This window comes from Pseudomonas sp. NFX183, from assembly GCF_047943075.1.
In the GTDB taxonomy this organism is placed as follows: domain Bacteria; phylum Pseudomonadota; class Gammaproteobacteria; order Pseudomonadales; family Pseudomonadaceae; genus Aquipseudomonas.
Genome location: NZ_CP181333.1, coordinates 3,252,019 through 3,278,568 on the forward strand (window position 1 = coordinate 3,252,019; position 26,550 = coordinate 3,278,568).

The 26,550-nt window shown below is 61.4% G+C and carries 27 protein-coding genes; 14 read left to right on the top strand and 13 right to left on the bottom strand.

Going from position 1 to position 26,550, the window contains the following annotated elements:
* Positions 1-33: 33 nt before the first annotated feature.
* The gene (gene cysZ / locus ACM530_RS15120; RefSeq protein ID WP_262209963.1) at positions 34-798 is read right to left on the bottom strand and encodes a sulfate transporter CysZ; all 765 of its coding nucleotides are present in this window, start codon (positions 796-798) and stop codon (positions 34-36) included.
* A gap of 292 nt (positions 799-1,090) precedes the next feature.
* Here cysZ and trxB point away from each other — a divergent pair, with 292 nt between their 5' ends.
* Entirely contained in the window at positions 1,091-2,053 is a 963-nt protein-coding gene (trxB, locus tag ACM530_RS15125) for a thioredoxin-disulfide reductase (protein WP_010206474.1), read from the top strand.
* A gap of 184 nt (positions 2,054-2,237) precedes the next feature.
* On the opposite strand, the gene ACM530_RS15130 is transcribed toward trxB, so the two are convergent.
* The 6 genes from ACM530_RS15130 to ACM530_RS15155 all read right to left on the bottom strand — a co-directional run bounded on the left by ACM530_RS15130 (position 2,238) and on the right by ACM530_RS15155 (position 5,236).
* Positions 2,238-2,579: a HopJ type III effector protein gene (locus tag ACM530_RS15130; RefSeq protein ID WP_416365064.1), complete on the bottom strand. Its 342-nt coding sequence runs from the start codon at positions 2,577-2,579 to the stop codon at positions 2,238-2,240.
* Complete coding sequence (locus tag ACM530_RS15135; protein ID WP_145164316.1) at positions 2,572-2,868, bottom strand: DUF1244 domain-containing protein; 297 nt, start codon at positions 2,866-2,868, stop codon at positions 2,572-2,574. The genes ACM530_RS15130 and ACM530_RS15135 overlap by 8 nt, the downstream gene beginning before the upstream one ends.
* 84 nt (positions 2,869-2,952) lie before the next feature.
* Entirely contained in the window at positions 2,953-3,324 is a 372-nt protein-coding gene (gene folX, locus ACM530_RS15140; RefSeq protein ID WP_003194073.1) for a dihydroneopterin triphosphate 2'-epimerase, read from the bottom strand.
* 2 nt (positions 3,325-3,326) lie between these two features.
* Complete coding sequence (gene folE, locus ACM530_RS15145; RefSeq protein WP_145164314.1) at positions 3,327-3,887, bottom strand: GTP cyclohydrolase I FolE; 561 nt, start codon at positions 3,885-3,887, stop codon at positions 3,327-3,329.
* Positions 3,888-3,907: 20 nt separating this feature from the next.
* Complete coding sequence (gene folM, locus ACM530_RS15150; RefSeq protein ID WP_404484907.1) at positions 3,908-4,618, bottom strand: dihydromonapterin reductase; 711 nt, start codon at positions 4,616-4,618, stop codon at positions 3,908-3,910.
* Positions 4,619-4,675: 57 nt separating this feature from the next.
* Positions 4,676-5,236, bottom strand: coding sequence for an antibiotic biosynthesis monooxygenase (locus ACM530_RS15155; protein ID WP_242201111.1), 561 nt, complete (start codon positions 5,234-5,236; stop codon positions 4,676-4,678).
* A gap of 212 nt (positions 5,237-5,448) precedes the next feature.
* Here ACM530_RS15155 and ACM530_RS15160 point away from each other — a divergent pair, with 212 nt between their 5' ends.
* Positions 5,449-6,399 (top strand): MerR family transcriptional regulator, encoded by a 951-nt coding sequence (locus ACM530_RS15160; RefSeq protein WP_242201109.1) that lies wholly within the window; start codon positions 5,449-5,451, stop codon positions 6,397-6,399.
* Between the two features lie 2 nt (positions 6,400-6,401).
* On the opposite strand, the gene ACM530_RS15165 is transcribed toward ACM530_RS15160, so the two are convergent.
* Both ACM530_RS15165 and ACM530_RS15170 read right to left on the bottom strand, forming a co-directional pair.
* Entirely contained in the window at positions 6,402-7,007 is a 606-nt protein-coding gene (locus ACM530_RS15165; RefSeq protein ID WP_145164307.1) for a hypothetical protein, read from the bottom strand.
* 58 nt (positions 7,008-7,065) lie between these two features.
* Positions 7,066-7,533 carry a PAS domain-containing protein gene (locus tag ACM530_RS15170; RefSeq protein WP_416365065.1) on the bottom strand — a complete coding sequence of 156 codons (468 nt, stop codon included), beginning with the start codon at positions 7,531-7,533 and terminating at the stop codon, positions 7,066-7,068.
* A gap of 129 nt (positions 7,534-7,662) precedes the next feature.
* On the opposite strand from ACM530_RS15170, the gene ACM530_RS15175 reads away from it, so the two are divergent.
* Complete coding sequence (locus ACM530_RS15175; protein ID WP_416365066.1) at positions 7,663-8,118, top strand: flavodoxin; 456 nt, start codon at positions 7,663-7,665, stop codon at positions 8,116-8,118.
* Here ACM530_RS15175 and ACM530_RS15180 read toward each other — a convergent pair.
* Positions 8,099-8,995: a LysR family transcriptional regulator gene (locus ACM530_RS15180; protein ID WP_145164301.1), complete on the bottom strand. Its 897-nt coding sequence runs from the start codon at positions 8,993-8,995 to the stop codon at positions 8,099-8,101. The two genes, ACM530_RS15175 and ACM530_RS15180, sit on opposite strands and share 20 nt — an antisense overlap.
* A 97-nt stretch (positions 8,996-9,092) precedes the next feature.
* Between ACM530_RS15180 and ACM530_RS15185 the strand changes: the two genes are divergently transcribed.
* The 8 genes from ACM530_RS15185 (at position 9,093) to ACM530_RS15220 (ending at position 19,634) form a co-directional block, all read left to right on the top strand.
* The gene (locus ACM530_RS15185; RefSeq protein ID WP_119736732.1) at positions 9,093-9,479 is read left to right on the top strand and encodes a CidA/LrgA family protein; all 387 of its coding nucleotides are present in this window, start codon (positions 9,093-9,095) and stop codon (positions 9,477-9,479) included.
* On the top strand, positions 9,469-10,155 hold the full coding sequence (locus ACM530_RS15190) for an LrgB family protein (RefSeq protein WP_145164299.1): 687 nt from the start codon (positions 9,469-9,471) through the stop codon (positions 10,153-10,155). The genes ACM530_RS15185 and ACM530_RS15190 overlap by 11 nt, the downstream gene beginning before the upstream one ends.
* A 150-nt stretch (positions 10,156-10,305) precedes the next feature.
* Positions 10,306-11,088, top strand: a complete 783-nt coding sequence (locus ACM530_RS15195) for a class II aldolase/adducin family protein (protein ID WP_416365067.1) — start codon at positions 10,306-10,308, stop codon at positions 11,086-11,088.
* Positions 11,088-11,990: an alpha/beta fold hydrolase gene (locus tag ACM530_RS15200; protein WP_145164295.1), complete on the top strand. Its 903-nt coding sequence runs from the start codon at positions 11,088-11,090 to the stop codon at positions 11,988-11,990. The genes ACM530_RS15195 and ACM530_RS15200 overlap by 1 nt, the downstream gene beginning before the upstream one ends.
* A 378-nt stretch (positions 11,991-12,368) precedes the next feature.
* Positions 12,369-13,280, top strand: a complete 912-nt coding sequence (locus ACM530_RS15205; RefSeq protein WP_145164293.1) for an SDR family oxidoreductase — start codon at positions 12,369-12,371, stop codon at positions 13,278-13,280.
* A gap of 483 nt (positions 13,281-13,763) precedes the next feature.
* On the top strand, positions 13,764-15,554 hold the full coding sequence (locus tag ACM530_RS15210; protein WP_416365068.1) for a DUF1302 domain-containing protein: 1,791 nt from the start codon (positions 13,764-13,766) through the stop codon (positions 15,552-15,554).
* Between the two features lie 26 nt (positions 15,555-15,580).
* The gene (locus ACM530_RS15215; RefSeq protein WP_262209957.1) at positions 15,581-16,939 is read left to right on the top strand and encodes a DUF1329 domain-containing protein; all 1,359 of its coding nucleotides are present in this window, start codon (positions 15,581-15,583) and stop codon (positions 16,937-16,939) included.
* A gap of 199 nt (positions 16,940-17,138) precedes the next feature.
* A complete protein-coding gene (locus ACM530_RS15220; protein WP_416365069.1) occupies positions 17,139-19,634 on the top strand; it encodes a LuxR C-terminal-related transcriptional regulator in 2,496 nt (831 codons plus the stop codon).
* A gap of 472 nt (positions 19,635-20,106) precedes the next feature.
* On the opposite strand, the gene ACM530_RS15225 is transcribed toward ACM530_RS15220, so the two are convergent.
* Positions 20,107-20,982 (bottom strand): helix-turn-helix domain-containing protein, encoded by an 876-nt coding sequence (locus ACM530_RS15225; protein ID WP_416362604.1) that lies wholly within the window; start codon positions 20,980-20,982, stop codon positions 20,107-20,109.
* Between the two features lie 137 nt (positions 20,983-21,119).
* Here ACM530_RS15225 and ACM530_RS15230 point away from each other — a divergent pair, with 137 nt between their 5' ends.
* A complete protein-coding gene (locus tag ACM530_RS15230; protein WP_242201089.1) occupies positions 21,120-22,031 on the top strand; it encodes a DMT family transporter in 912 nt (303 codons plus the stop codon).
* 123 nt (positions 22,032-22,154) lie between these two features.
* Here ACM530_RS15230 and norR read toward each other — a convergent pair whose 3' ends face one another.
* Complete coding sequence (gene norR, locus ACM530_RS15235; protein WP_416362605.1) at positions 22,155-23,702, bottom strand: nitric oxide reductase transcriptional regulator NorR; 1,548 nt, start codon at positions 23,700-23,702, stop codon at positions 22,155-22,157.
* Positions 23,703-23,849: 147 nt separating this feature from the next.
* On the opposite strand from norR, the gene hmpA reads away from it, so the two are divergent.
* Together hmpA and ACM530_RS15245 are read left to right on the top strand one after the other, a co-directional pair.
* Complete coding sequence (hmpA, locus tag ACM530_RS15240) at positions 23,850-25,031, top strand: NO-inducible flavohemoprotein (protein ID WP_416362606.1); 1,182 nt, start codon at positions 23,850-23,852, stop codon at positions 25,029-25,031.
* A gap of 234 nt (positions 25,032-25,265) precedes the next feature.
* Complete coding sequence (locus ACM530_RS15245; protein WP_145164273.1) at positions 25,266-25,772, top strand: disulfide bond formation protein B; 507 nt, start codon at positions 25,266-25,268, stop codon at positions 25,770-25,772.
* A 474-nt stretch (positions 25,773-26,246) separates the two neighbouring features.
* Here the strand turns inward: ACM530_RS15245 and ACM530_RS15250 are convergent, their stop codons facing one another.
* Complete coding sequence (locus ACM530_RS15250; protein WP_347341024.1) at positions 26,247-26,537, bottom strand: hypothetical protein; 291 nt, start codon at positions 26,535-26,537, stop codon at positions 26,247-26,249.
* Positions 26,538-26,550 lie beyond the last annotated feature (13 nt).

Here is a 26,550-nt window from a genome sequence, read left to right on the forward strand (position 1 = left end):
CCATGTCGTCATTGTGTCATTGGCATGATGGATTTATGACCGGGTCACTTTCTGCATTGCCATCGCCTCGGCGCCTTGCTCGCGCACCCAGAACAGCGTGGCCCCGGCCACCGCCGCTGGCATCATCAGCAGGTTGACCACAGGCACCAGCAGCACCAGGTAGACAATGCCGCCGAAGCTCATGCTCTGCCAGCGCTTCTTGCGCAGCCAGGCGAGCATCTCGTTCCAGCCCAGCTTGTGGTTGTCTGCCGGGTAGTCGATGTACTGGATCGCCATCATCCACACGCCGAACAGCAGCCACAACGGCGCGGCGATCAGGTTGACCACCGGAATGAACGACAGGATAAACAGGCCGATGGCGCGTGGCAGGAAGTAGCCCAGCTTGCGCATTTCCCGCGCCAGCGTGCGGGGCACCATCGCCACCAGTTCGCCCCAGCTGAACGGCGGGAAGTCGTCGGTGCCGCGCACCACCACTTCAACTTTCTCTGCGAGAAAGCCGTTGAAGGGCGCCGCGATGATATTCGCCAGCATGGTGAAGGTGAAAAACACCATCAGCACCACCAGCACCACAAACAGCGGCCACAGGATGTAACTGAGGAAACTCAACCAGCCCGGCAGCGTCGGCATCAAGGTGTCGACCCACAGGCTGAACTGATGGCCGGCGAAGTAGATCAAACCGACGAACAGCACCAGGTTGATCGCCAGCGGCAGCACTACAAACAGGCGCAGGCCTGGGCTCAATACCAGTTTGAGGCCTTCGCGCAGGTATTGCGGGCCGGAAAGAGCAGGGGCGGGCATGGAGAACTCCGAGCAGGATGACGAACGCGCCGACCTTACCGCCTTTGCATCCTGGGCGAAAGCAGCGACATCAGCGGTAACATCTAAGCACAATGGCGTCGATTAATCGGGTGGCAGGGATAGAGACCACCTATGAGCTGGATTGTTATTCCGTATTTCCTTAATCTTGCCCCCCTCGATACGCTGCACCCATTATTTTTCAGGACCGGCGAGTTCAAGCCTTCCCCAAGTGCTTCGCGGTCCTTTTTTATTCCAGCCGTTCTGTAGTCCGGACGGTCGATAGGAGTGAGTCATGTCTGATACCCGTCATTCGCGAGTGATTATTCTCGGTTCCGGCCCTGCCGGTTACAGCGCTGCCGTTTACGCTGCCCGGGCCAACCTCAAGCCGCTGCTGATCACCGGCATGCAGGCGGGCGGTCAGTTGACCACCACCACTGAAGTCGACAACTGGCCAGGCGACGTCCATGGCCTGACCGGCCCGGTGCTGATGGAGCGGATGAAAGAACACGCCGAGCGCTTTGAAACCGAGATCGTTTTCGACCACATCAACCAGGTCGACTTCTCGAAAAAGCCTTACAGCCTGACCGGCGACAGCGGCGTGTACACCTGTGACGCGCTGATCATCGCCACTGGCGCCAGCGCCCGTTACCTGGGCCTGCCGTCGGAAGAAGCGTTCATGGGCAAAGGCGTATCCGCCTGCGCGACCTGCGACGGTTTCTTCTACCGCAACAAGCCTGTTGCCGTGGTCGGTGGTGGCAACACCGCCGTCGAAGAGGCGCTGTACCTGGCCAACATCGCCAGCACCGTGACCCTGGTTCACCGCCGCGAGACCTTCCGCGCCGAGAAGATCCTGATCGACAAGCTGCACGCCCGTGTCGCTGAAGGCAAGATCATCCTCAAGCTCAACGCCACCCTGGACGAAGTCTTGGGCGACAACATGGGCGTGACCGGCGCTCGCCTGAAAAACAACGATGGCAGCTTCGACGAGCTGAAAGTCGACGGCGTGTTCATCGCGATCGGCCACACCCCGAACACCTCGCTGTTCGAAGGCGTGCTCGAGGCCAAAGACGGTTACTTGGTGGTGCAAGGCGGCCGTGAAGGCAATGCCACCGCGACCAACATCGAAGGCATTTTTGCTGCCGGTGACGTGGCTGACCACGTCTATCGCCAGGCCATCACCTCGGCTGGCGCCGGCTGCATGGCGGCCCTGGACGCCGAGCGTTACCTCGACGGTTTGAAGGACGCTTCGTTCTAAACCCGTTGAAATGAAAAAACCGGCTGCGAGGCCGGTTTTTTTATGCGCGGGATTTGATGATCACCGCCGTTCAAATGTGGGAGCGGGCTTGCTCGCGAAAGCGGTGTGTCAGGCCGTAAATGTATTGACTGATCTACCGTCTTCGCGAGCAAGCCCGCTCCCACATTTTTGATCTATGTTCGACTCAGGATTTACGGCTCAGTGGCTGCGCGGCAAATGTCACACCGGCCAAACCGTGTGCAATCAACGCGCGAATATTGCCGTGGTCACTGCCTTCCGGCGTAGCCACCACCGAACGGTAATGCTCACCAAACGCCAGCAGCGCTTCCTGATCGCTCAAGCCTTCCAACAGCGCCAAACCCAGCGTCTTGCAAGACCCTTCGTTCTGCCCGGCAGCGTTTTCCACGTTGCCATTGGTGAAGGCTTGCGGCTGGTAGTCGTAACCGGCAGCGACAAAAGCCAAGGTGTCGGCAAAAACGTGTTCTCCGCTGTTGAGGCTGGCGCGCAGGGTGTTCAAATCAGTCATGGGGTTTTCCTTGGGCAAATGCCGCCTGTTGCTCGGCATTGGCTTCTTTCTGGTATTGGGCTTTCCACTCGGCGTACGGCATGCCGTACACCACTTCACGGGCGTCATCGAGGCTCAGCTCGATGTGGCGCTCGTCGGCCTCGGCCTTGTACCACTTGGACAAGCAGTTACGGCAGAAGCCCGAGAGGTTCATCAGGTCGATGTTCTGTACATCCTTGCGGCTGTCCAGGTGTGCCACCAGCCGGCGGAAGGCGGCGGCTTCGAGTTCGAGGCGTTGTTGATCGTTCATGGTGGTCTCTTTGAGACAGCTTCAAGCGGGCAAGCTTCAAGCTGCAAGTTGGAGTGTGGTCGGCCTTTAGCTTATCGCTTGCCGCTAACGGCTTGCAGCCAGCGTTATCGACACCGACTCGGCAAAGCGCAGCGCGTGAGGCTTGTCCACTTCGACTTCGGCGTACAGCACCGACTCGTTGCTCATCACCAGGTCCAGCAGCTCCTGGGTCAGGCGCTCGAGCAGGGCGAAGCGGTTGCCTTCGACGTGGGCGATGATGGCCTTGGTGATGGTGCGGTAGTTCAGCGCGTGGTCGATGTCGTTGTCGCGCACGGCTTCCTGGGCGGCATACAGGATGGTCAGGTTGATCAGCACGTCCTGCTTGTTGAGGATTTCGTCCTCGTTGATGCCGATAAAGGTGCGCAGGCACAGGTCCTTGACCCGGATGCGCGCCATGCCTGGTTGAAGTTGTGGCATTGCTACTTGCTCCGTCCAATCAGTTGCAGGAACTCCATGCGCGTGGTGTTCGACTCGCGGAACGCGCCGAGCATCACCGAGGTGTTCATGGTTGAATTCTGTTTTTCCACGCCGCGCATCATCATGCACATGTGCTTGGCTTCGATCACCACCGCCACGCCGGCGGCTTGGGTGACCTGCTGAATCGCGTCGGCGATTTGCCGCGTGAGGTTTTCCTGGATCTGCAGGCGTCGGGCGTACATGTCGACAATGCGCGCCAGCTTCGACAGCCCGAGCACCTTGCCGGTCGGAATATAGGCCACATGGGCCTTGCCGATAAAGGGCAGCAAATGGTGCTCGCACAGCGAATACAGCTCGATGTCCTTAAGGATCACCATCTCGTCATTGTCGGACGCGAACAGCGCACCGTTGACGATTTCGTCCAGGTTCTGCTCGTAGCCGTGACACAAGTACTGCATGGCCTTGGCAGCGCGCTTGGGGGTGTCGAGCAAGCCTTCGCGTTGCGGGTCTTCGCCCAGGCCTTTGAGAATTTCGCGGTAGTGTTGGGGCAGGGACAAGGTCATACAACATCCTCACAAACGGCTTACTTGATATGCCGCCCGCCGTTGACGGTCAGGGTGGTACCGGTGACATAAGGGTTGTCCAGCAGGTAACGCACGCTCTGGTAGATCACCTCGGGCCCGGGCTCGATGCCCAGTGCCGATTTGGCCAGGACCTTGGCGCGGTAGGCCGCGTCGTCGCCCTCGTTGAACATCACCATCGCCGGCGCAATGCCATTGACCTTGATCAACGGCGCGAACTGCGCAGCAAACGACAAGGTGAGGCTGTCGAGCCCGGCCTTGGTGGCGCAATAGGCAATATGCTGGCGGCTGCCTTTGCGCACCACGTCGTCGCTGATATGCACAATGTCGGCAGGTGAAGAGCGTTGCAGCAAGGGTGAACAATGCAGGTTGATCAGGTACGGCGCAAGCATGTGCACACTGAACATGTCGGTAAATGCGCGGCTTTCATCGCCGGGCGTTTCCGCGACCCACGCCGAAGCGTTATGGATGATCGCGCGCAGGCTGTTGGTGTGGGTTTGCAGTTGGGCGATGAAGGCCAGAATCCCGGCTTCACTGGAGAAGTCGGCAAACACGCCGACCGCGCCACGCTCGCGCAAGGCCTCCACGCCTGGACGCTCGCTGCGGTAGCTGAAAATAACCGGCTGGCCCTCGTCCAGCAGGCGCTCGGCGCAATGCAGGCCGACACGCTGGCCGGCACCGGTGATCAGGATCGGGGCGTTCGTTGCAGTCATGGGAGGCTCAAGTCGCTGGCAGGTTGAAACTATACCAGCGACCGGCCGCCCCTGTACTCAAGCGGCAGCTTCGGCGACCTTGCGCGGCGGCGGTGTGGGGTGCAGCCAGTTCGCCAGCAGGTGCGTCGACAGCGGAATGAACCAGAAAACCATCAAGGGCGTGAGGGCCAGGGTGCTGACCAGTATGCGTGGGGCCAGGTCCAATTCGTTGAGCAGCGGCCCAAGGACGAAGTTGAACAGCAGCGACACCGGGAAAAACGCCAGCCAGATCGCCACAGCCTGTTTCCAGCGCGGCGGCCGTGCGCCCACGGCGCCGAACCAGCCATCGATGCCACTGACGCGATGCTCGGACGGGTCGGCGAACAGCTCGCTGCCACGGCTCAACCAGGCACTGCGCGAGGCGGAAAACTCCCAGGCATGCAGGGTTTTTTCGTCGGCAAAGCGGAAGATGATTTGAAATTCGTCGTCATTGGGCGGCGGTGCCAGTACACCGGATCCCAGGTAACCGGGGAAGTCAGTGGCCAATTGCTCGCCTTCGCGCAGCCAGGCCATCAACTCTTCATAGCGCCCTTTGGCCACGCGGCGCGCAACCATCAGGGTGACAGGGGAGGTAGACATCGTGTATCTCCAAATAATCAGGTGCGCTGAGCCGGGTAGGCGGCGCACGAAGGTGGCGGCCGGGTAGGCCATCACCTGAAAAACAGGCAAGGATTATTCCTGTTTTGCAAAATTACGCCAGTGACATTGGTCAGAAGGGGGCGGGCCTTGAAAAGGACAAGTAGAAAGGCGTTAAATGGGATCCAAATCTACACGGATGTTTTTGATCCCCGATGCCTGAAATTACTGCTCCTGTTCACGAAATCGCCCATGGCAGCCTTGCCGATTCCAGCGAGCTTTTTCCGATTCGTGAAGTCTCGAGATTGACAGGTGTCAATCCGGTCACCTTGCGAGCCTGGGAGCGACGGTATGGTCTGATTCAGCCCGCGCGCACCGAAAGTGGGCATCGCCTCTACTCCAGGACCGATATTGAGACCGTCAACAGGATCCTCGATTGGATTGAGCGCGGTGTTGCGGTAAGCAAGGTCGGCAAAATCCTCGCACGCGATGATCAGCAAGCCGATGTGGTTCGCGCCGAGCGAGACTCGGTCGAGGACACGCAATGGCAAGCGCGGTTGAGACAGGCCATCAGTGCCTTCGATGATCGCGCCCTTGAACACGTGTACGGTCAGTTGTCAGCGACCTGTGCGCTGAGTGTGGCGTTTCAAGACATCCTCATGCCCCTTTGGTACGACTTGCTGCGGCATCAAGGCCGTTTCGGCCAAGCCAGCGAGTGGTTATTTTTTGATGCTTTCCTGCGTGAGCAAGCCTGGCTGCGCTTGCAACTGGGCAGCGGCTCGCCCGGGTCCCGGGTCTTGCTGGCGGCGTTGCCCGGCGAATGCCGTAAGTTGGAATTGCTGGTGGCGGCGCTATTGGTCGGTCGGCAGGATCTGCCCATGAAGGTGCTGGAAGTGGGCCAGCCCCTGGACGAACTGACATTGGTCTGTGAAAAAATCCGGCCCCAGGCGCTCGTCATCTTCTCTAACCATTCACACAACCATGAGCTGGCCGAGCGCCTGAGTCGCTTGGCGATGACGCTCGATTGCCCACTGTTTCTGGCGGGCGCCGCATCTGACTTCGCCGAAAAAGACCTGGCAGGTTCCTCGGTCGGTTGCCTGGGCAGCGATGGGCTGGTGATGCAGCGCCGCTTGCAGCAGTTTCTGAGTGGGCAGCTGGATACCTGAGCTCAGGCGTGTACGTGCGGATGAACCAGGCGGTGCTGGTGCAGGATGAACTGGCGCAGCCGCTCGATCTCATCGGCATCACTTTGGCTCAAGCGGTAGGCGAATAAGCCGCGTGCCGTTTCCCGCTCCAGCGTGCCGCGCAAGGCAATGCGTTCGTAGCCGGAAGGGCTGAACCACAGGGAAAAGGTTTTCGGCGGTTTGACCCGGCCACGAATCTCAACCAGCACGCCTTTGAATGACACCTCGTGAACCCATAACGCGGCAGGGTTGCCCTTGACGTTTTCCAGTGCCACCGGGGTTTCGAGGGCCAGGCGCCACGGCCGGATCATCGGGCCGTCTTCAAAAATGCTCGGCACACCCAGGCGCAGATGCACTGCGTGAAACTCGTCTTCGACCAAGTGCAGCGGGAACGTGAGTTGCTGGTTATCGAACTGCGCCTGGATAGTGACATGGTCGTGAGCGGCCAAGCGCGTGAGCAAATCCCGAATCTGTGCACCGCCGTTGACCGTCAGGCTCGACCACGCATCCCGCAGGTTGAGCTGCGGGTTGTGTTGCATGTCCTGGATAAAATCCAGTTCGTCCTGCGTCAGTAGCGCGTCGCGGTGCATTGATGTAGCTCAACGATGAGACATTAAAAAGCCATTATCGCTCTAAAGACCGTATTTTTTACACTTTGTTAATTCCGCTCGTCGCTTTGAGCGCCGCCAACTCGCCTTTGAGCTCGGCCACCTGTGCTTCCAGCTGGGCCGCGCGTAGTTGTGCTTTGACCTGCGCGCTGACGTCTTTTTGCACGCCCACAAAATAGGTCTGCTTGTCGGCTTCGTTGTAAACCGTCGACAGCGATAGTTCGTTCCAGAACGCAGTGCCGTCCTTGCGGTAATTGCGCAGGATCTCCCGGCACGAACCGCCGTTGTCGAGGGCTTCACGAATCGCCATCAAGGCGGGCTGGTCGCGGTCGCCCGCCTGCAGGAAGCGGCAATCCTGATACAGGATGTCGTCCAGTGCATAGCCGGTCATGCGCTCGAAGGCCGGGTTAACGTAGATCAGCGGCTTGTCTTTGCCTTCGCGTTCGGCGACGACGATGCCGTCGTTGGAGGCGTTGATGACCAGTTGCATCAGTTTGGCGTTAATCATAGAGCGGTCCATGGCTTGTTTTTAGAGATTGCAGTGTATGGCATGCCCTGAATGTTGCGCGGCATGCGCCGAAATATTTGCGCCAGCTGCTAACATCCCACGCTTTGGCTCAACTACAGGATCAGATTGATGAAAGTCGCCATCCTTTCCGGCTCGGTCTACGGCACCGCTGAAGAAGTCGCCCGCCACGCCGCCGGCATCCTCAACGCGGCCGGCTTTGAAGCCTGGCACAACCCGCGCGCCACCTTGGCCGATGTGCAGGCCTTTGCTCCCGAAGCCTTTCTGGCGGTGACGTCCACCACCGGCATGGGCGAGTTGCCTGACAACCTGCAACCCCTGTATTCGAGCATTCGTGACCAACTCCCCGCCGCCTGGCGCGGGCTGCCCGGTGCCGTCATCGGGTTGGGCGACGCCAGCTACGGCGACACCTTCTGCGGCGGCGGTGAGCAAATGCGCGAGCTGTTCAGCGAGTTGGGCGTGCGTGAAGTGCTGCCGATGCTGCGCCTGGACGCCAGCGAAAGCGTCACTCCGGAAGCCGATGCCGAACCGTGGCTGGCCGAGCTGGTCACTGCACTGCGCGGTTGACCGGGAATTCGCGCAGCAGCGCCAGCCAGGCCTGGGCGGCTTTGGACAAATAAGCGCCCTCACGCCAGATAAAGGCAATGTCCCAGCGTAAAAAGTCGGGCGCCTTGAGTGTCAGGCGCACCACGCCCGGTCGCACCAACCCACGGGCGACCACGCTGGGCAACAGCACCACACCTTGGCCGGCCGCGACCAGAGCGACGAGAAAATCCGCCTGGCCGCTGCGGCCGATCTCCTTCGGCGTAAAGCCCAATTGCTGACAGGCCTGCATCAGTCGGTCATTGAGCACAAAACTGCGTTGGTACATCAGGAAGGGCGTGTCCGCCAGTTCCTCCAGGCGCACTTGGGCGTTGTCAGCCAATGGATGATCCATCGGCAGCAAGGCATCCAGCGGCTCGTCGCAAAAGGGTTGCCAGGCAAAGGCCGGATCACTGGGCATCAGCGTGCCACCCACGTCCAGCTCACCACTGAGAATCGCCTGCTCGATCGTGCGGCTGCCGCCTTCGAGCAATTGGATGGTGACCTTGGGGTAACGCCTGCGGTACTCGGCAAACAGCCCGGCAAACAGAGTGTCGCCCGCCAACAACGGCAAGCCCAGGCGCAGCTCGCCACGGGCCAGTTGCTGCATGTCATCCAGCTCGCTGAGCAGCTCTGTTTGCAGGCGCAACATGGCCTCGGCGCGCTGCAACACTACCTCGCCGGCGGCCGTCAGGCGAATGTGCGAGCCCGTGCGTTCCAGCAGCGGCGTACCGAGGCTCTGCTCCAACTGGGCCACCTGCTTGCTGACGGCCGATTGGCTGATGTGCAAGGTTTTACCGGCCTGGGTAAAGCCGCCCCGGTGGATCACTTCGACAAAACTGCGCAGCTGTTTGAATTCCATGGGCCTGATTCCAGTTTGGAATAGTTGGCAGTCTAACAATTCGCTGTGGGGATGGGAGGGGCGTCTTTAAACTGAGCGCCTGCGAGGATCAACGCTTATGAACCGTTTCAGCTTCAAACATATCGCCCGCCTGCTGATTGAGCTGGTGGTGCTGCTGGCTATCTATTTTCTGGGCACCCAGCTTGCCGTGTGGTTGGCGTGGCCGATTCCGGGTGGCGTGGTGGGCTTGGGCCTGTTGCTGGCGACATTTGCCACCGGTCTGGTCAAGCCGGCCGCCCTGCAACTGGGCGCCGGGGTGTTGATGGCAGAGATGCTGCTGTTTTTTATCCCCGCGCTGATGAGCCTGCTTGATTACGGCGGCCTGGTGCGCAACGACGGCTGGCGCATCCTGCTGGTGATCGGTTTCAGCACGCTGTCGGTGATGCTGGTGACGGCGTTTACCGTAGAGATGGTCTGCCGCTGGAGCATGCGCCGTGAAGCTTGAGCTGATGCCGGTGTTCTGGCTCGCCCTGACCCTGGGCGCCTATATTTTCAGCCGCTGGATCTATCGCCGCACCGGGCGCTACGTGCTGTCGCCCTTGATTCTCGTGCCGGCGCTGCTGCTGGCGGTGGCCGCGCCGATGCACACTGCCTACGCCGAATATGCCGCCGACACCCATTGGCTGATGCTGGTGCTGGGCCCGGTCACCGTGGCGTTTGCGGTGCCGATCTGGCAACAACGCCGCTTGCTGGCGCGTCATTGGTCGGCGTTGCTGCTGGGCATGGTCGCCGGCAGCGCGGCCTCCATCGGCACCTCGTTCGGGCTGGCCAAGGCGCTGGCATTGAACAGCTCGGTGACGATGTCGCTGTTGCCGCGCTCGATCACCACGCCGTTTGCCATGCCGGTTTCCTCTGACCTGGGCGGTGTACCGGAACTCACCGCTGTGTTTGTGATGTTCACCGGCGTGTTCGGCGCCATGCTCGGCGGCGTGCTGCTCAAGTGGTTACCGTTGCGCACACCCCTGGCGCGTGGCGCGTTGTTTGGTGTGGGCGCCCATGGCGCGGGCGTCAGCCGGGCGCGGGAAGTGGGCGGTGAAGAAGGCTCGGTCGCGGGCCTGGTGATGGTGTTGACGGGCTTGCTCAACCTGTTCGCCGTGCCTTTATTGGCGGCGCTTCTCTGACGCGGCGCCCACTGACTTCAACTATTCTTGTTACTGACTCGTTCGGTCATCAAGCTGGCTGCGAAGGCGACTACTTGCGCGATGGCGTCTGACTAGACTGGCCCTCCACCCAAAAAAACAATAAGAAAATGCGCCAAGGAGGTCGTTGCCGTGAGCCTAGCCCCCGTTCTATCGCCACAGAATGTCAAAGACCAGGTCAGCGCTGCCGAATGGCAAGCCCGTATCGACCTGGCCGCCTGTTATCGCCTGGTCGCGCTGCATGGCTGGGATGACCTGATCTTCACGCATATTTCGGCCAAGGTGCCGGGCACCGATGATTTCCTGATCAACCCTTACGGGCTGATGTTTCACGAGATCACGGCGTCGAGCCTGGTCAAGGTCGACCAGGCCGGCAACAAGCTGATGGACAGCCCCTACGAGATCAACCCCGCGGGCTATACCATCCACAGCGCCATCCATGAAGTGCGCCACGACGTGGCATGCGTGATACACACCCACACGCCCGCCGGTGTTGCTGTGTCGGCGCAGAAGCAGGGCGTGTTGCCGATCAGCCAGCAATCGTTGTTCGTGCTCTCAAGCCTGGCCTATCACGCCTACGAAGGCGTGGCGCTGAACCATGAGGAAAAGGCGCGCTTGCAGGCGGACCTGGGCCAAAGCAATTTCCTGATGCTGCACAACCACGGCTTGCTGACCTGCGGCGGTACCATCGCCGACACGTTCCTGATGATGTTTACCTTCCAGCGCGCCTGCGATATCCAAGTGCTGGCGCAAAACGGCGCGGCTGAGTTGATTGCCATCGAACCGCAGATTCTTGCCGGGGCCAAGGCCATGGTGGCAGCGGTCACCAAGAGCGCCCAGGGCATGGGCGGCGCGCTGGCCTGGCCGGCGCTGCTGCGTAAATTGGACCTGCAAGATCCCGGGTATAAAAGCTGATGCCACTCGCCGAAATCCCGCTCAGAGCCTGGCGCAAACGCGCCCAGGAATTCGTCTTCCGTGGTCGCACGATCCGTTACTGGGTGGCCGGGCAGGGCGAACCCCTGCTGTTGATTCACGGCTTCCCCACGGCCAGTTGGGACTGGCACTACCTGTGGCAGCCACTGGCCCAGCGCAACCTGGTGATTGCCTGCGACATGCTGGGGTTCGGCGATTCGGACAAGCCGGTGGATCACGACTATTGCCTGTTGGAACAGGCCGACCTGCAGCAGGCGCTGCTCGACCACCTGCGCGTAGAGCAACCGGTGCATGTGTTGGCCCATGACTACGGCGACAGCGTCGCCCAGGAATTACTCGCCCGTCATTACGAAGGCCGTTTTCAGATGGCCAGTTGCGTATTCCTCAACGGCGGGCTGTTCCCGGAAACCCATCGCCCGGCGCTGGTGCAAAAACTGCTGCTCAGCCCGCTTGGCTGGATGATCGGCCGAGCCTTCGGGCGCAATGCCTTGTCGAACAGCTTCAGCCAGATTTTCGGCCCGAATACGCGGCCCAGTGAAAGCGCGCTGGATGATTTCTGGAGCCTGATCAAGTGCAATGACGGCACGCGCATCCTGCACAAACTGATTGCCTACATTCCCCAGCGCCGCCGCTTGCGGGAGCGCTGGGTGGACGCGTTGCAGCGCGGCGAGGTGCCGTTGCGCGTCATCGACGGCGAAGTCGACCCGATCTCCGGTGTGCATATGGTGGAGCGTTATCACCAGTTGGTGCCGCACGCCGACACGGTGTTGCTGGCCAATATCGGCCACTACCCGCAGATAGAAGCGCCGGTGCTGGTGCTCAAGCATTACCTGGCGTTTCGCGAGCGCCTCGGCCAGCCCGCGCCACGAGTGGCCTATTCCTGAGCCACCTGTTGTGGCCAGTGAGCTTGTCGTGGCGAGCGGGCTGTTGTGGCGAGCGGGCTTGCCCCGCGTTGGGGCGCGAAGCGGCCCTAAAACCTGCCACCGCGATACGCCAGACACTCTGCAGTAACCTTATCGGGGCGGCTTCGCCACCCAACGCGGGGCAAGCCCGCTCGCCACAGGAATCTCGCTCGCCATAGAAAGCCTGCTTACCACAACAGGTCCGCTCGCCACTGAGAAGGCGATGCCCTGCGAAAGCCTGGGCCGCACAATCATCCCGCTGCCTTATCGAACACCATTCAGCCTCGGCCGACTTTATTGTGACCAGAGGCTGCGTGCCTGACACTCACTTCATTCCCATTGTCGCCAGCGGAGTTCGGTATGAGTGAGTCAGTGCAGTTCCAGGATAAGGTCGTGATCGTCACCGGTGCCGGCGGCGGGTTGGGCCGGGCGCATGCGCTGCTGTTCGCCCGACACGGGGCCAAGGTGCTGGTCAACGACCTCGGCGGTTCCACTCAAGGCGAGGGCGCCAACGCCTCGGCGGCCGATCGTGTGGTCGCCGAGATCCGCGAAGCAGGCGGCATTGCCGAAGCCAACCATGATTCCGTCACCGACGGTGACAAAATCGTGCAGCACGCGCTCGATGCATTCGGCCGCATCGATGTGGTGGTGAACAACGCCGGCATCCTGCGCGACAAGACGTTCCACAAAATGGACGACGGCGACTGGGACCTGGTGTATCGGGTGCATGTCGAGGGTGCCTACAAAGTGACCCGCGCCGCCTGGCCGCACTTGCGTGAGCAAGGCTATGGTCGGGTGATCTTCACCGCGTCCACTTCGGGCATCTATGGCAACTTCGGCCAATCCAACTACGGCATGGCCAAGCTGGGCTTGTACGGTTTGACCCGCACCCTGGCGCTGGAAGGGCGCAAGAACAATATCCTGGTCAACGCCATCGCCCCCACCGGCGGCACGCGCATGACCGAAGGCCTGATCCCGCCGCAAGTGTTCGACCGCCTCAAGCCGGAGCTGGTCAGCCCGTTGGTGGTGTACCTGGGCAGCGAGGCGTGCCAGGAAACCTCGGGCCTGTTTGAAGTGGGCGGCGGCTGGATCGGCAAGACCCGCTGGGAGCGCAGCCTGGGTGTGGGGTTTGACCCCGAAGCCGGGTTCTCACCCGATGATGTGGCCGCGCATTGGGCGCAGATCTGCGACTTCGAAGGCGCCGCGCACCCCAAGGACAACATCGAGGCATTGAAGGAGATGATGGCCAACTTGCAGAAGTTCAGCCTCTGATCGTTGCCGGAACACTATCCAATACTGCGGGGCGCTGATGGCGCCCCGTTTTCATTCAGGCATAAAAAAGGCCGCTGCAAAGGCAGCGGCCGAAGTAAGACGTTGGATCAAGGAGCGACAAATCAACGTCAGTGAACACGGATAACAGATTGAATAAATTAGCCAATCCGTCGAAATTCAGCTGTTCTCCCCAGGTTGGGAGCGGGCCGTTTGCCCTGAGAGCGAGGTCAGAATAGTCGGTTGTAACAAATTGAGTAATAGCGGTTCGAGACAAGGACTGTTACCAAATTGGCAACAGTCGCAGCGCATGCCATCCATTCCCCTGATAGCGCGCTATCTACCCCAGTCATGGCCCGGTCAAAACCCCGGCCAGAGCGGCTGCTAATCCTTTCGAGCGACACTGCGAATACCCCTTTGGTGCGCTTATCGCTCCTCGCGGGCGGCAGTAGGGTGGGGCCTTCTGTCACTCACCGGGGAAGACGCATGACAAAAACAACAATGCGCGCCATCTTCATGCCACAGGCGCTCGCCGCGGCGGTTGCGCTGGGCTGCTGCGCCCAGGCACAGGCTGTTTCGTTCAACATTGGCGAGATCGAAGGGCAATTCGATTCTTCGCTGTCGGTCGGCGCCAGTTGGGGCATGCGCGATGCCGACAAAAAGCTGGTGGGCATTCCCAATGGCGGCACGGGGCAGGCCTCCACCGGTGATGACGGGCGGCTCAACTTCAAGAAGGGTGAAACCTTCTCCAAGATCTTCAAAGGCATTCACGACCTGGAGCTCAAGTACGGCGACAGCGGCGTGTTTGTGCGCGGCAAGTACTGGTACGACTTCGAACTGCAGGACGAAGACCGCGAGTTCAAGCAGATCAGCAATAACCATCGCGACGAAGGCGCGCGGTCGTCCGGCTATGAGCTGCTGGATGCCTTCGTCTATCACAACTATTCGATTGGCGACCTGCCCGGCAACGTGCGCGTCGGCAAGCAAGTCGTCAGCTGGGGCGAAAGTACGTTCATCGGTAACTCGATCAACAGCATCAACCCGATCGACGTGTCAGCCTTTCGTCGCCCCGGTGCCGAAATCAAGGAAGGCCTGATCCCGGTGAACATGCTGTTCGCGTCCCAGAGCCTCACCAATCAGCTGTCGGTGGAAGGTTTCTACCAGTTGAACTGGGAAAACACCGTGGTGGACAACTGCGGCACCTTCTTCGGCAACGACGTGGTCGCTCACGGCTGCAACAACAACTACACCGTCGGCAGCCCGGCGATTGCGCCGCTGCAGCCGGTGGCCGCCGCGTTCGGCCAGGGCTTTCAAGTCACCCGCGAAGGCGTGGTGGTGCAGCGTGCCAAAGACCGCGAAGCCCGTGATGGCGGGCAGTTCGGTGCGGCCTTGCGCTGGCTCGGCGATGACACCGAGTACGGCCTGTACTTCATGAATTACCACAGCCGCACGCCCACCGTTGGCACCATTACCGCCAACACCAACCTGGCCACCATCGGGCGTATCGCGGCCACCGCCAACGCCATTGCGCCCGGCAGCGGCTCGGGCCTGGCCCAGAGCACCATGCTCGGTCGTGGTCAGTACTACCTCGACTACCCGGAAGACATTCGCCTGTACGGCGCCAGTTTCTCCACCACCTTGCCCACCGGCACGGCGTGGACCGGCGAGATCAGCTACCGCCCGAATGCGCCGGTGCAGCTCAACACCACCGACCTGACGCTGGCGCTGGTCAACCCGATTGCCGGCCAGACCGCCTCGCCCATCCGCAGCTCGTTCGGCTCGGATAACTCAGGCTACCGCCGCAAGGAAATCACCCAGATCCAAAGCACCATGACTCAGTTCTTCGATCAGGTGCTGGGCGCCGAACGACTGACGTTGGTGGGCGAGGCGGCCTATGTGCACGTCGGCGGTCTGGAGGCCAAAACCAAACTGCGCTACGGCCGCGACTCGGTGTATGGCGCCTATGGTTTCGGCGGCGATACCGACGGCTTCGTCACCGCCAATTCCTGGGGTTATCGCGCCCGCGCAATCCTGGATTACAACAACGTGTTTGCCGGGGTGAACCTCAAGCCCAACCTGTCCTGGTCCCATGACGTCAGCGGCTATGGGCCGAACGGGATATTCAACGAAGGCGCCAAAGCGATCAGCGTCGGTGTGGACGCGGATTACCGCAACACCTACACCGCGAGCCTGAGCTACACCGACTTTTTCGGCGGCGACTACAACACCCTCACCGACCGCGACTTTATCGCCCTCAGCTTCGGCGTGAACTTCTGATCTGGTTTAAGGAAGGACAAGAACCTATGCGTAAGATATTTGCAGTGATGGCCCTGAGTGTGCTGGCCGCCCACGTCATGGCGGCGGTGTCGCCCGAAGAAGCCGCCAAGCTTGGCACCACCCTGACGCCGGTCGGCGCGGAAAAAGCCGGCAACGCCGACGGCTCGATTCCGGCCTGGACCGGCGGCATCCCCAAAAATGCCGGCGCGGTGGACAGCAAGGGTTTTCTGGCCGACCCGTTTGCCAATGAAAAACCGCTGTTCGTGATCACCGCCGCCACGGTCGACAAGTACAAAGACAAGCTCTCCGACGGCCAGGTGGCGATGTTCAAGCGCTACCCCGAAACCTACAAGATCCCGGTGTACCCGACCCACCGCACGGTCAACCTGCCACCGGAGATCTACGAGTCGATCAAGCGCAGCGCATTGAACGTGCACGCGATCAACGACGGCAATGGCCTGGAGAATTTCACCGGCAACCGCTACTACGCTTTCCCGATTCCGAAGAATGGCGTGGAAGTGTTGTGGAACCACATCACCCGTTACCACGGCGGCAACCTCAAGCGCATCATCACCCAGGCCACCCCGCAAACGAACGGCAGCTACACGCCGATCCGTTTCGAGGAAGAAGTGGCGGTGCCGCAAGCCATCCCGGACATCGATCAGGCCAAGGCGGCCAACGTGCTGAGCTTCTTCAAGCAATCGGTCACCGCCCCGGCACGTCTGGCGGGCAACGTGTTGCTGGTGCACGAGACGCTTGATCAGGTGAAAGAGCCGCGCCTGGCCTGGATCTACAACGCCGGCCAGCGCCGGGTTCGCCGCGCGCCGCAAGTCTCCTATGACGGCCCGGGCACCGCCTCCGACGGCCTGCGCACCACCGATAACTTCGACATGTTCTCCGGCGCGCCGGATCGCTACGACTGGAAGCTGGTCGGCAAAAAAGAGGTCTACATCCCCTACAACAGCTACAAGCTCGATTCGCCGACCCTCAAGTACGACGACATCATCAAGGCGGGGCACATCAACCAGGACCTGACCCGTTATGAGCTGCACCGCGTGTGGGAAGTGATCGGCACCGTCAAGCCGAGCGAGCGGCACATCTACGCCAAACGCCACATGTACATCGACGAAGACAGCTGGCAGGTCGCGCTGGTTGATCACTACGACGGCCGTGGCCAACTGTGGCGGGTAGCCGAGGGCCACGCGCAGTTCTACTACGACCATCAGGTGCCGGCCTACACCGTGGAAACGCTGTACGACATCATCGCCGGGCGCTACATCGCGCTGGGGATGAAAAACGAGGAGAAGAGCAGCTTCGTGTTCGGCTTTGCGGCCAAGGCGGCGGATTACACCCCGGCAGCGTTGAGGTCTGAGGGCGTGCGCTGATCTTCAATTGCAATGCGATCACCCTGTGGGAGCCGGCAAGCCAGCTCCCACATTGACTGGGTTCCACTTTATGGTGGGGTGGAATCCCGGGTTTTGTGCATGGCTACCAATCACCCCGCTGAATACTTCTTCAACAACCGCCGACCACAGGACTAGGGTAGGCGCCAGGTTGCATAACAATAAAAAGCAGGATGCAGCAATGACCGCCCTGACACGCTGCCTGGACCGTCCTGGATTCATGCCACGGCTGTCCGCTCATCATCTGTTGCGCCCGCGCCTGGCCGGGCCTTTGCTGGCGGCGCAGGTCAGGGTGAAGCTGCTCTGCGCGCCCGGTGGCAGTGGCAAGAGCGCGTTGCTCGCCGAGTGTGCGTTGCAGGCGCCGGCGGAGTGTCAGGTGTATTGGCTGGCGCTCAATGGCGCCGTGCTCAGCCCCGATGATTTTTGCGCGCGGTTGGCGCTACACCTCGGTTTGTCGTTTGTCGACGAAGCCACCTTGTTGCTCGACCTCAGCCGCTGGCACAGCCCGGCGTGGATATTTCTCGACGATTTCTGCCGCCTGCCGGCCCCCGAACTGGACGCCTTGCTCGACCGTTTGCTGAGCGCCGCCAGCCCGGCGCTGACCTGGTGGCTGGGCGCCCGGCGGCGCCCGCTGTGCAACTGGCCGCGTCTGCTGCTCGACGATGAGTTGCTGGAATGCAGTGAGTTGATGTTCAACCCGGCGGAAATCCAGCAACTGCTCGGGCCCACGCACACCGTCGACAGCGTGATGCAGTTCAGCGGCGGCTGGTGCGCCGGCGTGCGCATCGCCTTGCTCGGTGACGGGCACCCGGACAAAACCTTGCTCGACTACCTGCAACACGAACTCTTCGGCACCTTGCCCGCCGAGCTGGCGGAGGCCTGGCGCGTGTTGGCGCATATGCCGCGCTTCAACCCGGGCCTGTGTGAGCACTTGTTCGGCTTTGGTGACGGCGATCACTACCTGCGCGACCTGCAAGCGCTGGGCGCATTTATCCAGCCGTGGGAGGACACCACCGATTGGCTGCAAATTTTTGCGCCACTGGCGCAACTGATCCGCGATGAGCCCTGGCCGGCCAAGCGCTCCTGGCACCGTCGCGCCTGCCAATGGTTCACCGCGCAGCAGGACTGGCAGGCCGCCTTTGAACAGGCGCTGCTGGCCGAAGCCTACGAGGTGGCGGTAAGCCTGTTGCAGCACTTCAGTTTTGAAGACTTGTTCCGTCAGCACAACGCCGTGCTGCTGTTGCGTCTGCATGAGCAGCATGGCGATGAATTGATGCTCGGCTCGGCGCAACTGGTGGGGCTGGTCACGGCGGCGTTGCTGTTTGCCGGACGCTTCGACCAGGCAGCCTTGTGTATCGATCAATTGGCGCGGTTCGCCCCGCAACCGACGGCGGCGCAACAGCGTTATCTGTTGGCCCGCTGGCAGGCGCAATGGGGCTGGCTGTTGCACTTGAGCGGCGATGCCCAGCGCTCCCGCGAGCATTTTCTCGAAGCGCTGCAAGCCTTGCCCGACAGCGCCTGGACCTCGCGCCTGATGTGCCTTTCGGGCCTGACCCAGCAAGCCCTGCTGCGCGGTGAACTGGACGTGGGCCAGGCCTTGAACCGCGAAGCCCTGTGCCTGGCGCGTGCACAGGGTTCGTTGGTGCTGGAGGCGTTGCTGGAGCTGGATCACGCGCAACTGCTGGAACAACGCGGCGCGCCCTATCGGGCACAAAGCCTGTTGGAGCAGGTGCAGGCGATGCTGATGGGGCAGCGGCTCAAGGCCGGCCCGCTGGTGGGGCGGATTGCCTTGCGGCGCGGGCATCTTGCGTTGCGTCAAGGGCAGGATGCGCTGGCCTCCGAGTGCTTTGAGGCCGGGTTGGAAATGTGCCTGCACAGCCAGGACAAGCGCGTGCTGTACGGATTTCTCGGCCTGGCGCTGCTGGCAGCGAACCGAGGCGATTACGCCCAGGCGTTCATCCAGCTGCGTGAGGCCGAGCGCTTGATGCAGCAACGCCAGGTACCGGACACGGTGTATCGCGCGGTGCTGCTGTTGGTCAGCGGGCATTTCTGGTTGCAGCAGGGCCGCGCCGAATTGACGCTGGAAGCGGTGCGCCGGGTGCTGCGCCACTTTCGCGGGCCCGGTGCCAAACAGGCGCCGCCGGCCACGCTGGAACTGATCCCGCGCCTGGAGTATTTGCTGGTGCTGGCCGAAGTGAAGCTGGGCTGTGCCGAGCAGCCGATTGCACGGCTCAATGATTTGCTCGACACCACTCGGCAGCGCGGCATGCTGTGCCTGGAAACCGAGTTGCAACTGGTGCTGGGCGAGGTGGCCTGGCAGCTCGGTGATCCGCTGTTGGCTCGTCGGGCCCTGGAGGCAGGGCTGGCGCTGGCCGGGCGTTGCCAGGTGCAGCAGGCGATTCGCGAGCTGCGGTTGCGCTCGCCAGGGCTATTGAGTGAACTGGGCCTGGAGGCGCAGGCGGCGCCCAGCGGCGTGGCGGAAAACCCCCTGAGCCAGCGCGAGCTGCAAGTGCTGGAGTTGATCGCCCTGGGCAACTCCAACCTGGAAATCGCCGACCGGCTGTTTATCTCGTTGCACACCGTCAAGACCCACGCGCGGCGCATCCACAGCAAGCTCGGCGTGGAGCGGCGCACCCAGGCGGTGGCGAAAGCCAAGACATTGGGGTTGATGGCGTAGGCAGCGGGGTCTACATAGCGTTGGAATGACGTCTCACGCTTTCGTGGCGAGCGGGCTTGCCCCGCGTTGGGCTGCGCAGCGGCCCTGTAAAGGCATTGAGATTTTCCTGGTGGAGGGCGGTGGCTGTTTTAGGGCTGCGCAGCAGCCCTGTAAGAACATTGTGATTTTCCTGGTAGAACGCGGCGGCTGTTTTTAGGGCTGCTGCGCAGCCCAACGCGGGGCAAGCCCGCTCGCCACGGGGGCAGGGCGGCTGGTGGGTTTGTGTTTAGGCGTGGAGGGCTTGGCGGTATTCGCTGGGTGTGGCGTCTCATGTTTTTGTGGCGAGCGGGCTTGTCCCGCGTTGGGCTGCGCAGCGGCGCTGTAAGGATATTGAGATTTTCCTGGTGGAGCGTGGCGGTTGTTTTTAGGGCTGCTGCGCAGCCCAACGCGGGGCAAGCCCGCTCGCCACGGGGGGCGGCTGGTGGGGTTGTGTTTAGGCGTGGAAGGCTTGGCGGTATTCGCTGGGTGTGGCGTCCATGGCTTGGCGAAAGCGATGGGTGAAGTGGCTGGCGCTGGAGAAGCCGCACATCCAGGCGATGTCGCCCAAAGGCAGTGTTCCGGCGCGCAGCAGGCTTTGCGCGCGGGCCAAGCGTCGCGCCAGCAGGTATTGATGGGGCGGCAGGCCGAAGCTTTGGCGGAACATCCGCGCGAAATGGTATTCGGACAGCGCGCACATCCCGGCCAATTGCCCCAGGCTGATCGGGTCTTCGAGGTGATGATCGATGTAATCCACCAACAGCCGGCGCTGATGCGCGGCCAATCCGCCTTTCAAACGCAGACCGTCGCGCGCGCCAACCTGGCTGAGCAAGGTGTGGCTGAGCATTTCATGGGCCAGGCTGCTGGTCAGCAGACGCTCGGCGGGCTCGTGCCAGTTGAGGGCGATCAACTGGTGAAAGCGCCGGGCCTGGCTGGCGTCTTCCAGAAAGGTGCTTTCGCGCAATTGCAATTCGCGCGGTTCGCGGTCCAGCAGGGTGACGCAGCCGAGGGCAAATTGCTCCGGGCTGAAGTACACATGGGCCAGGCGAATTTCACCATTGATCACCCAGGCTGACTGATGCTCGGCCGGCAGGATACAGAGTTTGTCGGGGCCACCTTTGGTGCCGGGCTGATCACGGCGAAAGGTGCCGGTGCCGCCGCCGATGTAGCAGGACAAGGTGTGGTGGGTGGGCGCCTGGTAGTCCTGAGCGTCGTGATGGTTGCTCCACAACGCCGCAGACAAGCCGTCACCGAGCTCGGCGCAGGCTTCGAGGCGTGCGTTGGGCGAGCGGTTAAGGGCTTGAAAGACTTGCAGGGATTCCAGCTCTGGCATGGTTGTTCTCTCCGACGCCTTGCATCCTACTCCGCAGCGCGGGCGCTGTGATCCTGCCGCCCGACAAAAGCGCAAGAATGTGCAAGAGCGCGAGTCGGTCTGCGGGCAACACTGTGGCTCAATCGACGGAGCCCGCTATGAACCTTTTCCTGTATTTACTTACCGTGCTGATCTGGGGCACTACCTGGATCGCCCTCAAGTGGCAATTGGGCGTCGTGGCGATTCCCGTGTCGATCGTCTATCGCTTTGGCCTGGCCGCGCTGGTGCTGTTTGCGCTGTTGCTGCTCAGCCGCAAGTTGCAGGTGATGAACCGGCGCGGGCACTTGATTTGCCTCGCTCAGGGCGTGTGCCTGTTTTGCGTCAACTTCATGTGCTTTCTGACGGCCAGCCAATGGATTCCCAGCGGCTTGGTGGCGGTGGTGTTTTCCACGGCCACGCTGTGGAATGCCCTCAATGCGCGGGTGTTTTTCGGTCAGCGAGTGGCGCGCAACGTGTTGATGGGCGGCGCGCTTGGATTGATCGGCCTGGGTTTCCTGTTCTGGCCGGAGCTGGTCGGGCACACCGCCAGCCCGCAGACGTTGTTGGGCTTGGGCTTGGCGCTGTTGGGGACGATGTGTTTTTCGGCCGGCAACCTGCTGTCGAGCCTGCAGCAGAAGGCCGGGCTCAAGCCGTTGACCACCAATGCCTGGGGCATGGCCTACGGTTCGGTGATGCTGGCGACCTATTGCGCGGTGCGCGGGATACCGTTCGACATGGATTGGAGTGCGCGTTATGTCGGGGCGCTGTGGTACCTGGTGATTCCGGGGTCGGTGATTGGTTTTACCGCCTACCTCACGTTGGTGGGCCGAATGGGCCCGGAGCGCGCGGCGTATTGCACAGTGCTGTTTCCGGTGGTGGCGCTGAATGTGTCGGCGTTTGCCGAGGGGTATCAGTGGACGGCGCCGGCGTTGATGGGGCTGGTGCTGGTGATGCTGGGGAATGTGTTGGTGTTTCGTAAGGTTAAACCGAGCCAGCCTGTGAACCCGATGCTCAAGGCAAAGCAAATCTGATGTGGGCGCTGGCTTGCCGGCGATGGCGGTAAGTGGATGAGCCGGCAGGTACACCGCTATCGCAGGCAAGCCAGCTCCCACCTTGGAGCGAGTTGTTCCTGCGTTCGGGCTGGGGTGATCGTTCTATTTCAGACCCAGACGTTTGGCCATGCGGCCGAGGTTGGCGCGGTCGAGGCCCAGTTCGCGGGCGGTACTGGCCCAGTTGTGCTGGTGGCGCTCCAGGCAGGCGCTGATGACTTGGCGCTGGTAGTGCTCGGTGGCCTGGCGCAGGTCGCCGGTGACAACCGGGGCCACATCGGCCGGTGCTTCGATTGCCGGCGGCGCGCCGACGTCGGGCAGGTCCAGGTCTTGGGCACTCAGGCTCAGGATCTTCGGACGTTCGCGACAGTTTCCCAGGGCTTTTAGCGCGCTGCGTCCGATCAAATGTTCCAGCTCCCGCACATTGCCCGGCCAGTTGTACGCCAGCAGCGCCGCCTGCGCGTCGCTGGTCAGGCGCAGGCTGCCCAGGCCCATGCGTGAACGGTTCTGCTCAAGGAAAAAGCCCGCCAGCAATAACACGTCACGGCCGCGTTCACGCAGCGCCGGTACTTGCAGCGGGTACACGCTCAGGCGGTGATAAAAGTCGGCACGGTAGCGGCCGTTGCGCACCTCTTCGGCCAGGTCGCGGTTGGTGGCGGCGATCAGGCGCACGTCCACTTGATGCTCCTTGTCCGAGCCCAGGCGCTGCAGTTGGCCGCTTTGCAGCACGCGCAACAGCTTGGCCTGCACGGTCAGCGACAACTCGCCCACTTCATCCAGAAACAGCGTGCCGCCATTGGCCAATTCGAATTTGCCGCGGCGCTCGTTCAGCGCACCCGTAAAGGCGCCGCGCACATGGCCGAACAGCTCGCTTTCCACCAGGGTTTCCGGGAGTGCGGCGCAGTTGAGGCTGATCAGGGGTTTGTCTGCACGCGGCGACGCGGCGTGGAGAGCCTGGGCGACCAGTTCCTTGCCGACGCCGGTTTCGCCGGTAATCAACACGGTCAGGTCGCTGCCGCCCACCAGCTTGATTTCCTCGACCAGGTGCTTGTGGGCCTTGCTCTGGCCAATCATTTCCTTGTGCTGCTGGCCGCTGGCCTGGCGGTAGATCTCGGCGCGCTGGTGCTCATCGTCGGCGCGCAAGGCCAAGCGCTCGATGCGTTCGGCGACGTTGACGGTGGCCGCTGCCAGGCTGGCGAAGGCTTGCAGAGCGTCGAGTTCGACACGTTCGAAGCGCTCGGTATCCAGCGCATCAAGGGTCAGCAGGCCCCAGGGTTTGTCGTCGATAAACAGTGGGCAGCCCATGCAGTCGTGCACTTGCAGGTGGCCGTGCAGGCCATCGACCAAACCATCGTAGGGGTCTGGCAGTTCGCTGTCGGCGTCAAAGCGGGTAGGGCCGGGGCTGCTCAGCAGCACCGCAAAGCGTGGGTGCTCGCTGACCTTGAAGCGTCGGCCGAGGGTGTCGGCGCTCAAACCGTCCACCGCCAACGGCACCAGCCATTCACCGTCCAGGCGCAACAGCGCGGCGGCATCGCACGGCAGCAGCGCGCGCATGGCCTGCAACAGGCGTCGGTAGCGCTCGCCTTCGGGCAGGTCGCGCGACAAGTCGGCAACCAGAGGCAGCAGGGTAGTGAGCAGCGATTGTGCAGTCATAATGACTCCTTGTAGTCCTTATGACTATAAAGCGTAGGAAGTCATATTGACTACACTATATTTAACTCATTGAAAAATAACGGTTTATAAGTTGGCACGAATACTGAGTACCTAAGGGTAATCAGTAAAAAGACCCAGGAGTCTGCCATGCTAAGTGCCCAAGACCGTGCCGTCGTCAAATCCACTGTGCCCCTGCTGGAAAGCGGCGGCGAAGCGCTGATCACGCACTTCTACCGCATGATGCTCAGCGAGTACCCGGACGTCCGTCCGCTGTTCAACCAGGCCAATCAGGCCAACGGCGACCAGCCCCGCGCCTTGGCCAATGGCGTGCTGATGTATGCGCGGCATATCGACCAGTTGGACCAGTTGGGCGATCTGGTCGCGAAGATCATCAACAAGCACGTGGCCCTGCAGATCCTGCCGGAGCACTACCCGATTGTGGGGACGTGCCTGCTGCGGGCCATTTCCGAGGTGCTGGGCAGCGAGATTGCCACGCCCGAGGTGCTGAGCGCCTGGGGCGCCGCCTATGGCCAACTGGCCGATATCCTGATTGGCGCCGAAGCCGCCATCTACGACGAAAAGGCCCAGGCCCCGGGCGGCTGGCGCGGTGCGCGGCCGTTCCAGTTGGTCAAGCGCGTGGAGGAGAGCAACGAGATCATTTCGTTCTATTTTGCACCGGTGGATAACGGCCCGATCCTGGCGGCCGCGCCGGGCCAGTACATCGGCATGAAGCTGATGATCGATGGCGAAGAAGTGCGCCGCAATTATTCCTTGTCGGCCCTGAGCGACGCGGGGCTGTACCGCATCAGCGTCAAGCGCGAGGCCGGTGGGCGGGTCTCCAACTACCTGCATGACCAGATGCATGTCGGCGCGACGCTCGACCTGTTCCCGCCATCGGGCGAGTTCACCCTGGTCGCCAGCGACAAACCACTGGTGCTGATCAGCGGCGGGGTGGGCATCACACCGACGCTGCCGATGCTTGAGGCAGCCCTGGCCACCGAGCGCCCGGTGCACTTTATCCACTGCGCGCGTAACGGCGGCGTGCATGCATTCCGTGACTGGGTCGACGCCCTGGCGGCCAGGCACCCGCAACTCAAGCGCTTCTATTGCTACGCAGAAGACGATGGCGTGAGCCCGGCGGCCGACAAAGTCGGGATGCTGAGCCAGGCGCAACTGGCGGCGTGGTTGCCCGAGCAGCGTGACCTCGACGCCTACTTCCTCGGCCCTAAAGGCTTCATGGCAGCGATCAAGCGCCACCTCAAAGCCCTCGGTGTGCCGGACAAACAGGCACGCTACGAATTCTTCGGCCCGGCAGCGGCCCTGGAATAAGGTTTCCAGGCACAGCACTGTTCAACCTGTGGGAGCGGGCTTGCTCGCGAAGGCGCAGTGTCAGTCGACTTATAAAGTGGCTGATCCACCGCCTTCGCGAGCAAGCCCGCTCCCACAATTGGTTTTGCATTCCTCCCGATTAATCCGCCGTTAACCCCTCTCTGTTTTAACCATCCCCTGTGTGTAAACTTGCGGCCATCAGGCACAACCATAATCAGGCAAAGGGAAACGGGGATGAGTGACGAATTGCGTTTAGGCAGGGAGCGGCGCTTTCTGGTGTTGCTGGGCATCATCTGCCTGGCGCTGATTGGCGGTGCGTTGTACATGCAGGTGGTACTGGGCGAGGCGCCATGCCCGCTGTGCATCCTGCAGCGCTACGCCTTGCTGTTGATCGCGGTGTTCGCGTTCCTCGGTGCCGCCATGCGCCGCAAAGGCGCGGTCACTTTCTTTGAAGGGCTGGTGGTACTCAGCGCCTTGGGCGGCGTGGCTGCGGCCGGCCATCATGTGTACACGCAGTTTTTCCCTGCGGTCAGCTGTGGCATCGATGTCCTGCAGCCGATTGTCGATGACTTGCCGCTGGCCAAAGTCTTTCCCCTGGGCTTCCAGGTTGATGGCTTTTGCAGCACGCCATACCCGCCGATCCTTGGCCTGTCCTTGGCACAGTGGGCGCTGGTAGCGTTTGTGCTGACGGTGATCCTGGTTCCGCTGGGCATCTATCGCAATCGCCAACGCACGGCCTGACCCGGCCCACTGAAACGCCCTGTTCTTGCTTAATCGAAGGACGGGGCGTTTTTGTATGTAGGGTTTTGTGAAAGGGACGTGACGAAGGGCAACTTGAGGTGCGCACAGCGTGCGACATGTTGTCACACGGACGCTGTCGCAGGAGGTTTCTGACGCGCCGCACCGGCCCATAAATTTGCATAAAACGGCCAAGATGTGCTGTCAGTTCGTCGATTGAGCGGTGCCGCGAACGTCGCACCGTTCGCATCATTCGGTGATGTCCGAATGCCTTGTTTTATGGGGACTTGGATACGTTTTGCATGCCCTTACAAGGTGTAAGGGAAGGGCGCCCTCACGCAATAACACGGCAATTTTTGTGGTTTTTGTTGAGAATCGAACACGATAAGATCCCGAACTTTTGCAAGATTGGTGAAGGATTGTTGCTGGAATCGATAAAAATTATTTCTTTATAAGACATGGTTTATACATCGCTAGCTAACTACAATCGCCCGCACTGAATGTCCGGTGCTGTTCAATATTTGAGCATTGGAGCGGTCGAGGGGCAGATGGATGGCTCTGTGCGACCCCAGGTTCCGGCAGCCTTTCAACTATCCGCACCAAATGGAATTGGTCTGTAACAAGGCCTTTAGCCACGAAATCGAATAAGAACTCACCGCAGGTCCGTGAAACGTCCATGTATGGCGCGCCGGGCAGGCTCTTATTCAATCGAAGAGAAATGCCAACCCTTGGCAGGGTGAAGTGTTGGCGATCAAAACCCAACTGCATTGCGCAAGCTGCT

Excerpts from the sequence above, each read along its gene's own strand:
- cysZ (WP_262209963.1), bottom strand. The coding sequence starts at position 798 with ATGCCCGCCCCTGCTCTTTCCGGCCCGCAATACCTGCGCGAAGGCCTC.
- trxB (WP_010206474.1), top strand. The coding sequence starts at position 1,091 with ATGTCTGATACCCGTCATTCGCGAGTGATTATTCTCGGTTCCGGCCCT.
- ACM530_RS15130 (WP_416365064.1), bottom strand. The coding sequence starts at position 2,579 with ATGACTGATTTGAACACCCTGCGCGCCAGCCTCAACAGCGGAGAACAC.
- ACM530_RS15135 (WP_145164316.1), bottom strand. The coding sequence starts at position 2,868 with ATGAACGATCAACAACGCCTCGAACTCGAAGCCGCCGCCTTCCGCCGG.
- folX (WP_003194073.1), bottom strand. The coding sequence starts at position 3,324 with ATGCCACAACTTCAACCAGGCATGGCGCGCATCCGGGTCAAGGACCTG.
- folE (WP_145164314.1), bottom strand. The coding sequence starts at position 3,887 with ATGACCTTGTCCCTGCCCCAACACTACCGCGAAATTCTCAAAGGCCTG.
- folM (WP_404484907.1), bottom strand. The coding sequence starts at position 4,618 with ATGACTGCAACGAACGCCCCGATCCTGATCACCGGTGCCGGCCAGCGT.
- ACM530_RS15155 (WP_242201111.1), bottom strand. The coding sequence starts at position 5,236 with ATGTCTACCTCCCCTGTCACCCTGATGGTTGCGCGCCGCGTGGCCAAA.
- ACM530_RS15160 (WP_242201109.1), top strand. The coding sequence starts at position 5,449 with ATGCCTGAAATTACTGCTCCTGTTCACGAAATCGCCCATGGCAGCCTT.
- ACM530_RS15165 (WP_145164307.1), bottom strand. The coding sequence starts at position 7,007 with ATGCACCGCGACGCGCTACTGACGCAGGACGAACTGGATTTTATCCAG.
- ACM530_RS15170 (WP_416365065.1), bottom strand. The coding sequence starts at position 7,533 with ATGATTAACGCCAAACTGATGCAACTGGTCATCAACGCCTCCAACGAC.
- ACM530_RS15175 (WP_416365066.1), top strand. The coding sequence starts at position 7,663 with ATGAAAGTCGCCATCCTTTCCGGCTCGGTCTACGGCACCGCTGAAGAA.
- ACM530_RS15180 (WP_145164301.1), bottom strand. The coding sequence starts at position 8,995 with ATGGAATTCAAACAGCTGCGCAGTTTTGTCGAAGTGATCCACCGGGGC.
- ACM530_RS15185 (WP_119736732.1), top strand. The coding sequence starts at position 9,093 with ATGAACCGTTTCAGCTTCAAACATATCGCCCGCCTGCTGATTGAGCTG.
- ACM530_RS15200 (WP_145164295.1), top strand. The coding sequence starts at position 11,088 with ATGCCACTCGCCGAAATCCCGCTCAGAGCCTGGCGCAAACGCGCCCAG.
- ACM530_RS15205 (WP_145164293.1), top strand. The coding sequence starts at position 12,369 with ATGAGTGAGTCAGTGCAGTTCCAGGATAAGGTCGTGATCGTCACCGGT.
- ACM530_RS15210 (WP_416365068.1), top strand. The coding sequence starts at position 13,764 with ATGACAAAAACAACAATGCGCGCCATCTTCATGCCACAGGCGCTCGCC.
- ACM530_RS15215 (WP_262209957.1), top strand. The coding sequence starts at position 15,581 with ATGCGTAAGATATTTGCAGTGATGGCCCTGAGTGTGCTGGCCGCCCAC.
- ACM530_RS15220 (WP_416365069.1), top strand. The coding sequence starts at position 17,139 with ATGACCGCCCTGACACGCTGCCTGGACCGTCCTGGATTCATGCCACGG.
- ACM530_RS15225 (WP_416362604.1), bottom strand. The coding sequence starts at position 20,982 with ATGCCAGAGCTGGAATCCCTGCAAGTCTTTCAAGCCCTTAACCGCTCG.
- ACM530_RS15230 (WP_242201089.1), top strand. The coding sequence starts at position 21,120 with ATGAACCTTTTCCTGTATTTACTTACCGTGCTGATCTGGGGCACTACC.
- norR (WP_416362605.1), bottom strand. The coding sequence starts at position 23,702 with ATGACTGCACAATCGCTGCTCACTACCCTGCTGCCTCTGGTTGCCGAC.
- hmpA (WP_416362606.1), top strand. The coding sequence starts at position 23,850 with ATGCTAAGTGCCCAAGACCGTGCCGTCGTCAAATCCACTGTGCCCCTG.
- ACM530_RS15245 (WP_145164273.1), top strand. The coding sequence starts at position 25,266 with ATGAGTGACGAATTGCGTTTAGGCAGGGAGCGGCGCTTTCTGGTGTTG.
- ACM530_RS15250 (WP_347341024.1), bottom strand. The coding sequence starts at position 26,537 with ATGCAGTTGGGTTTTGATCGCCAACACTTCACCCTGCCAAGGGTTGGC.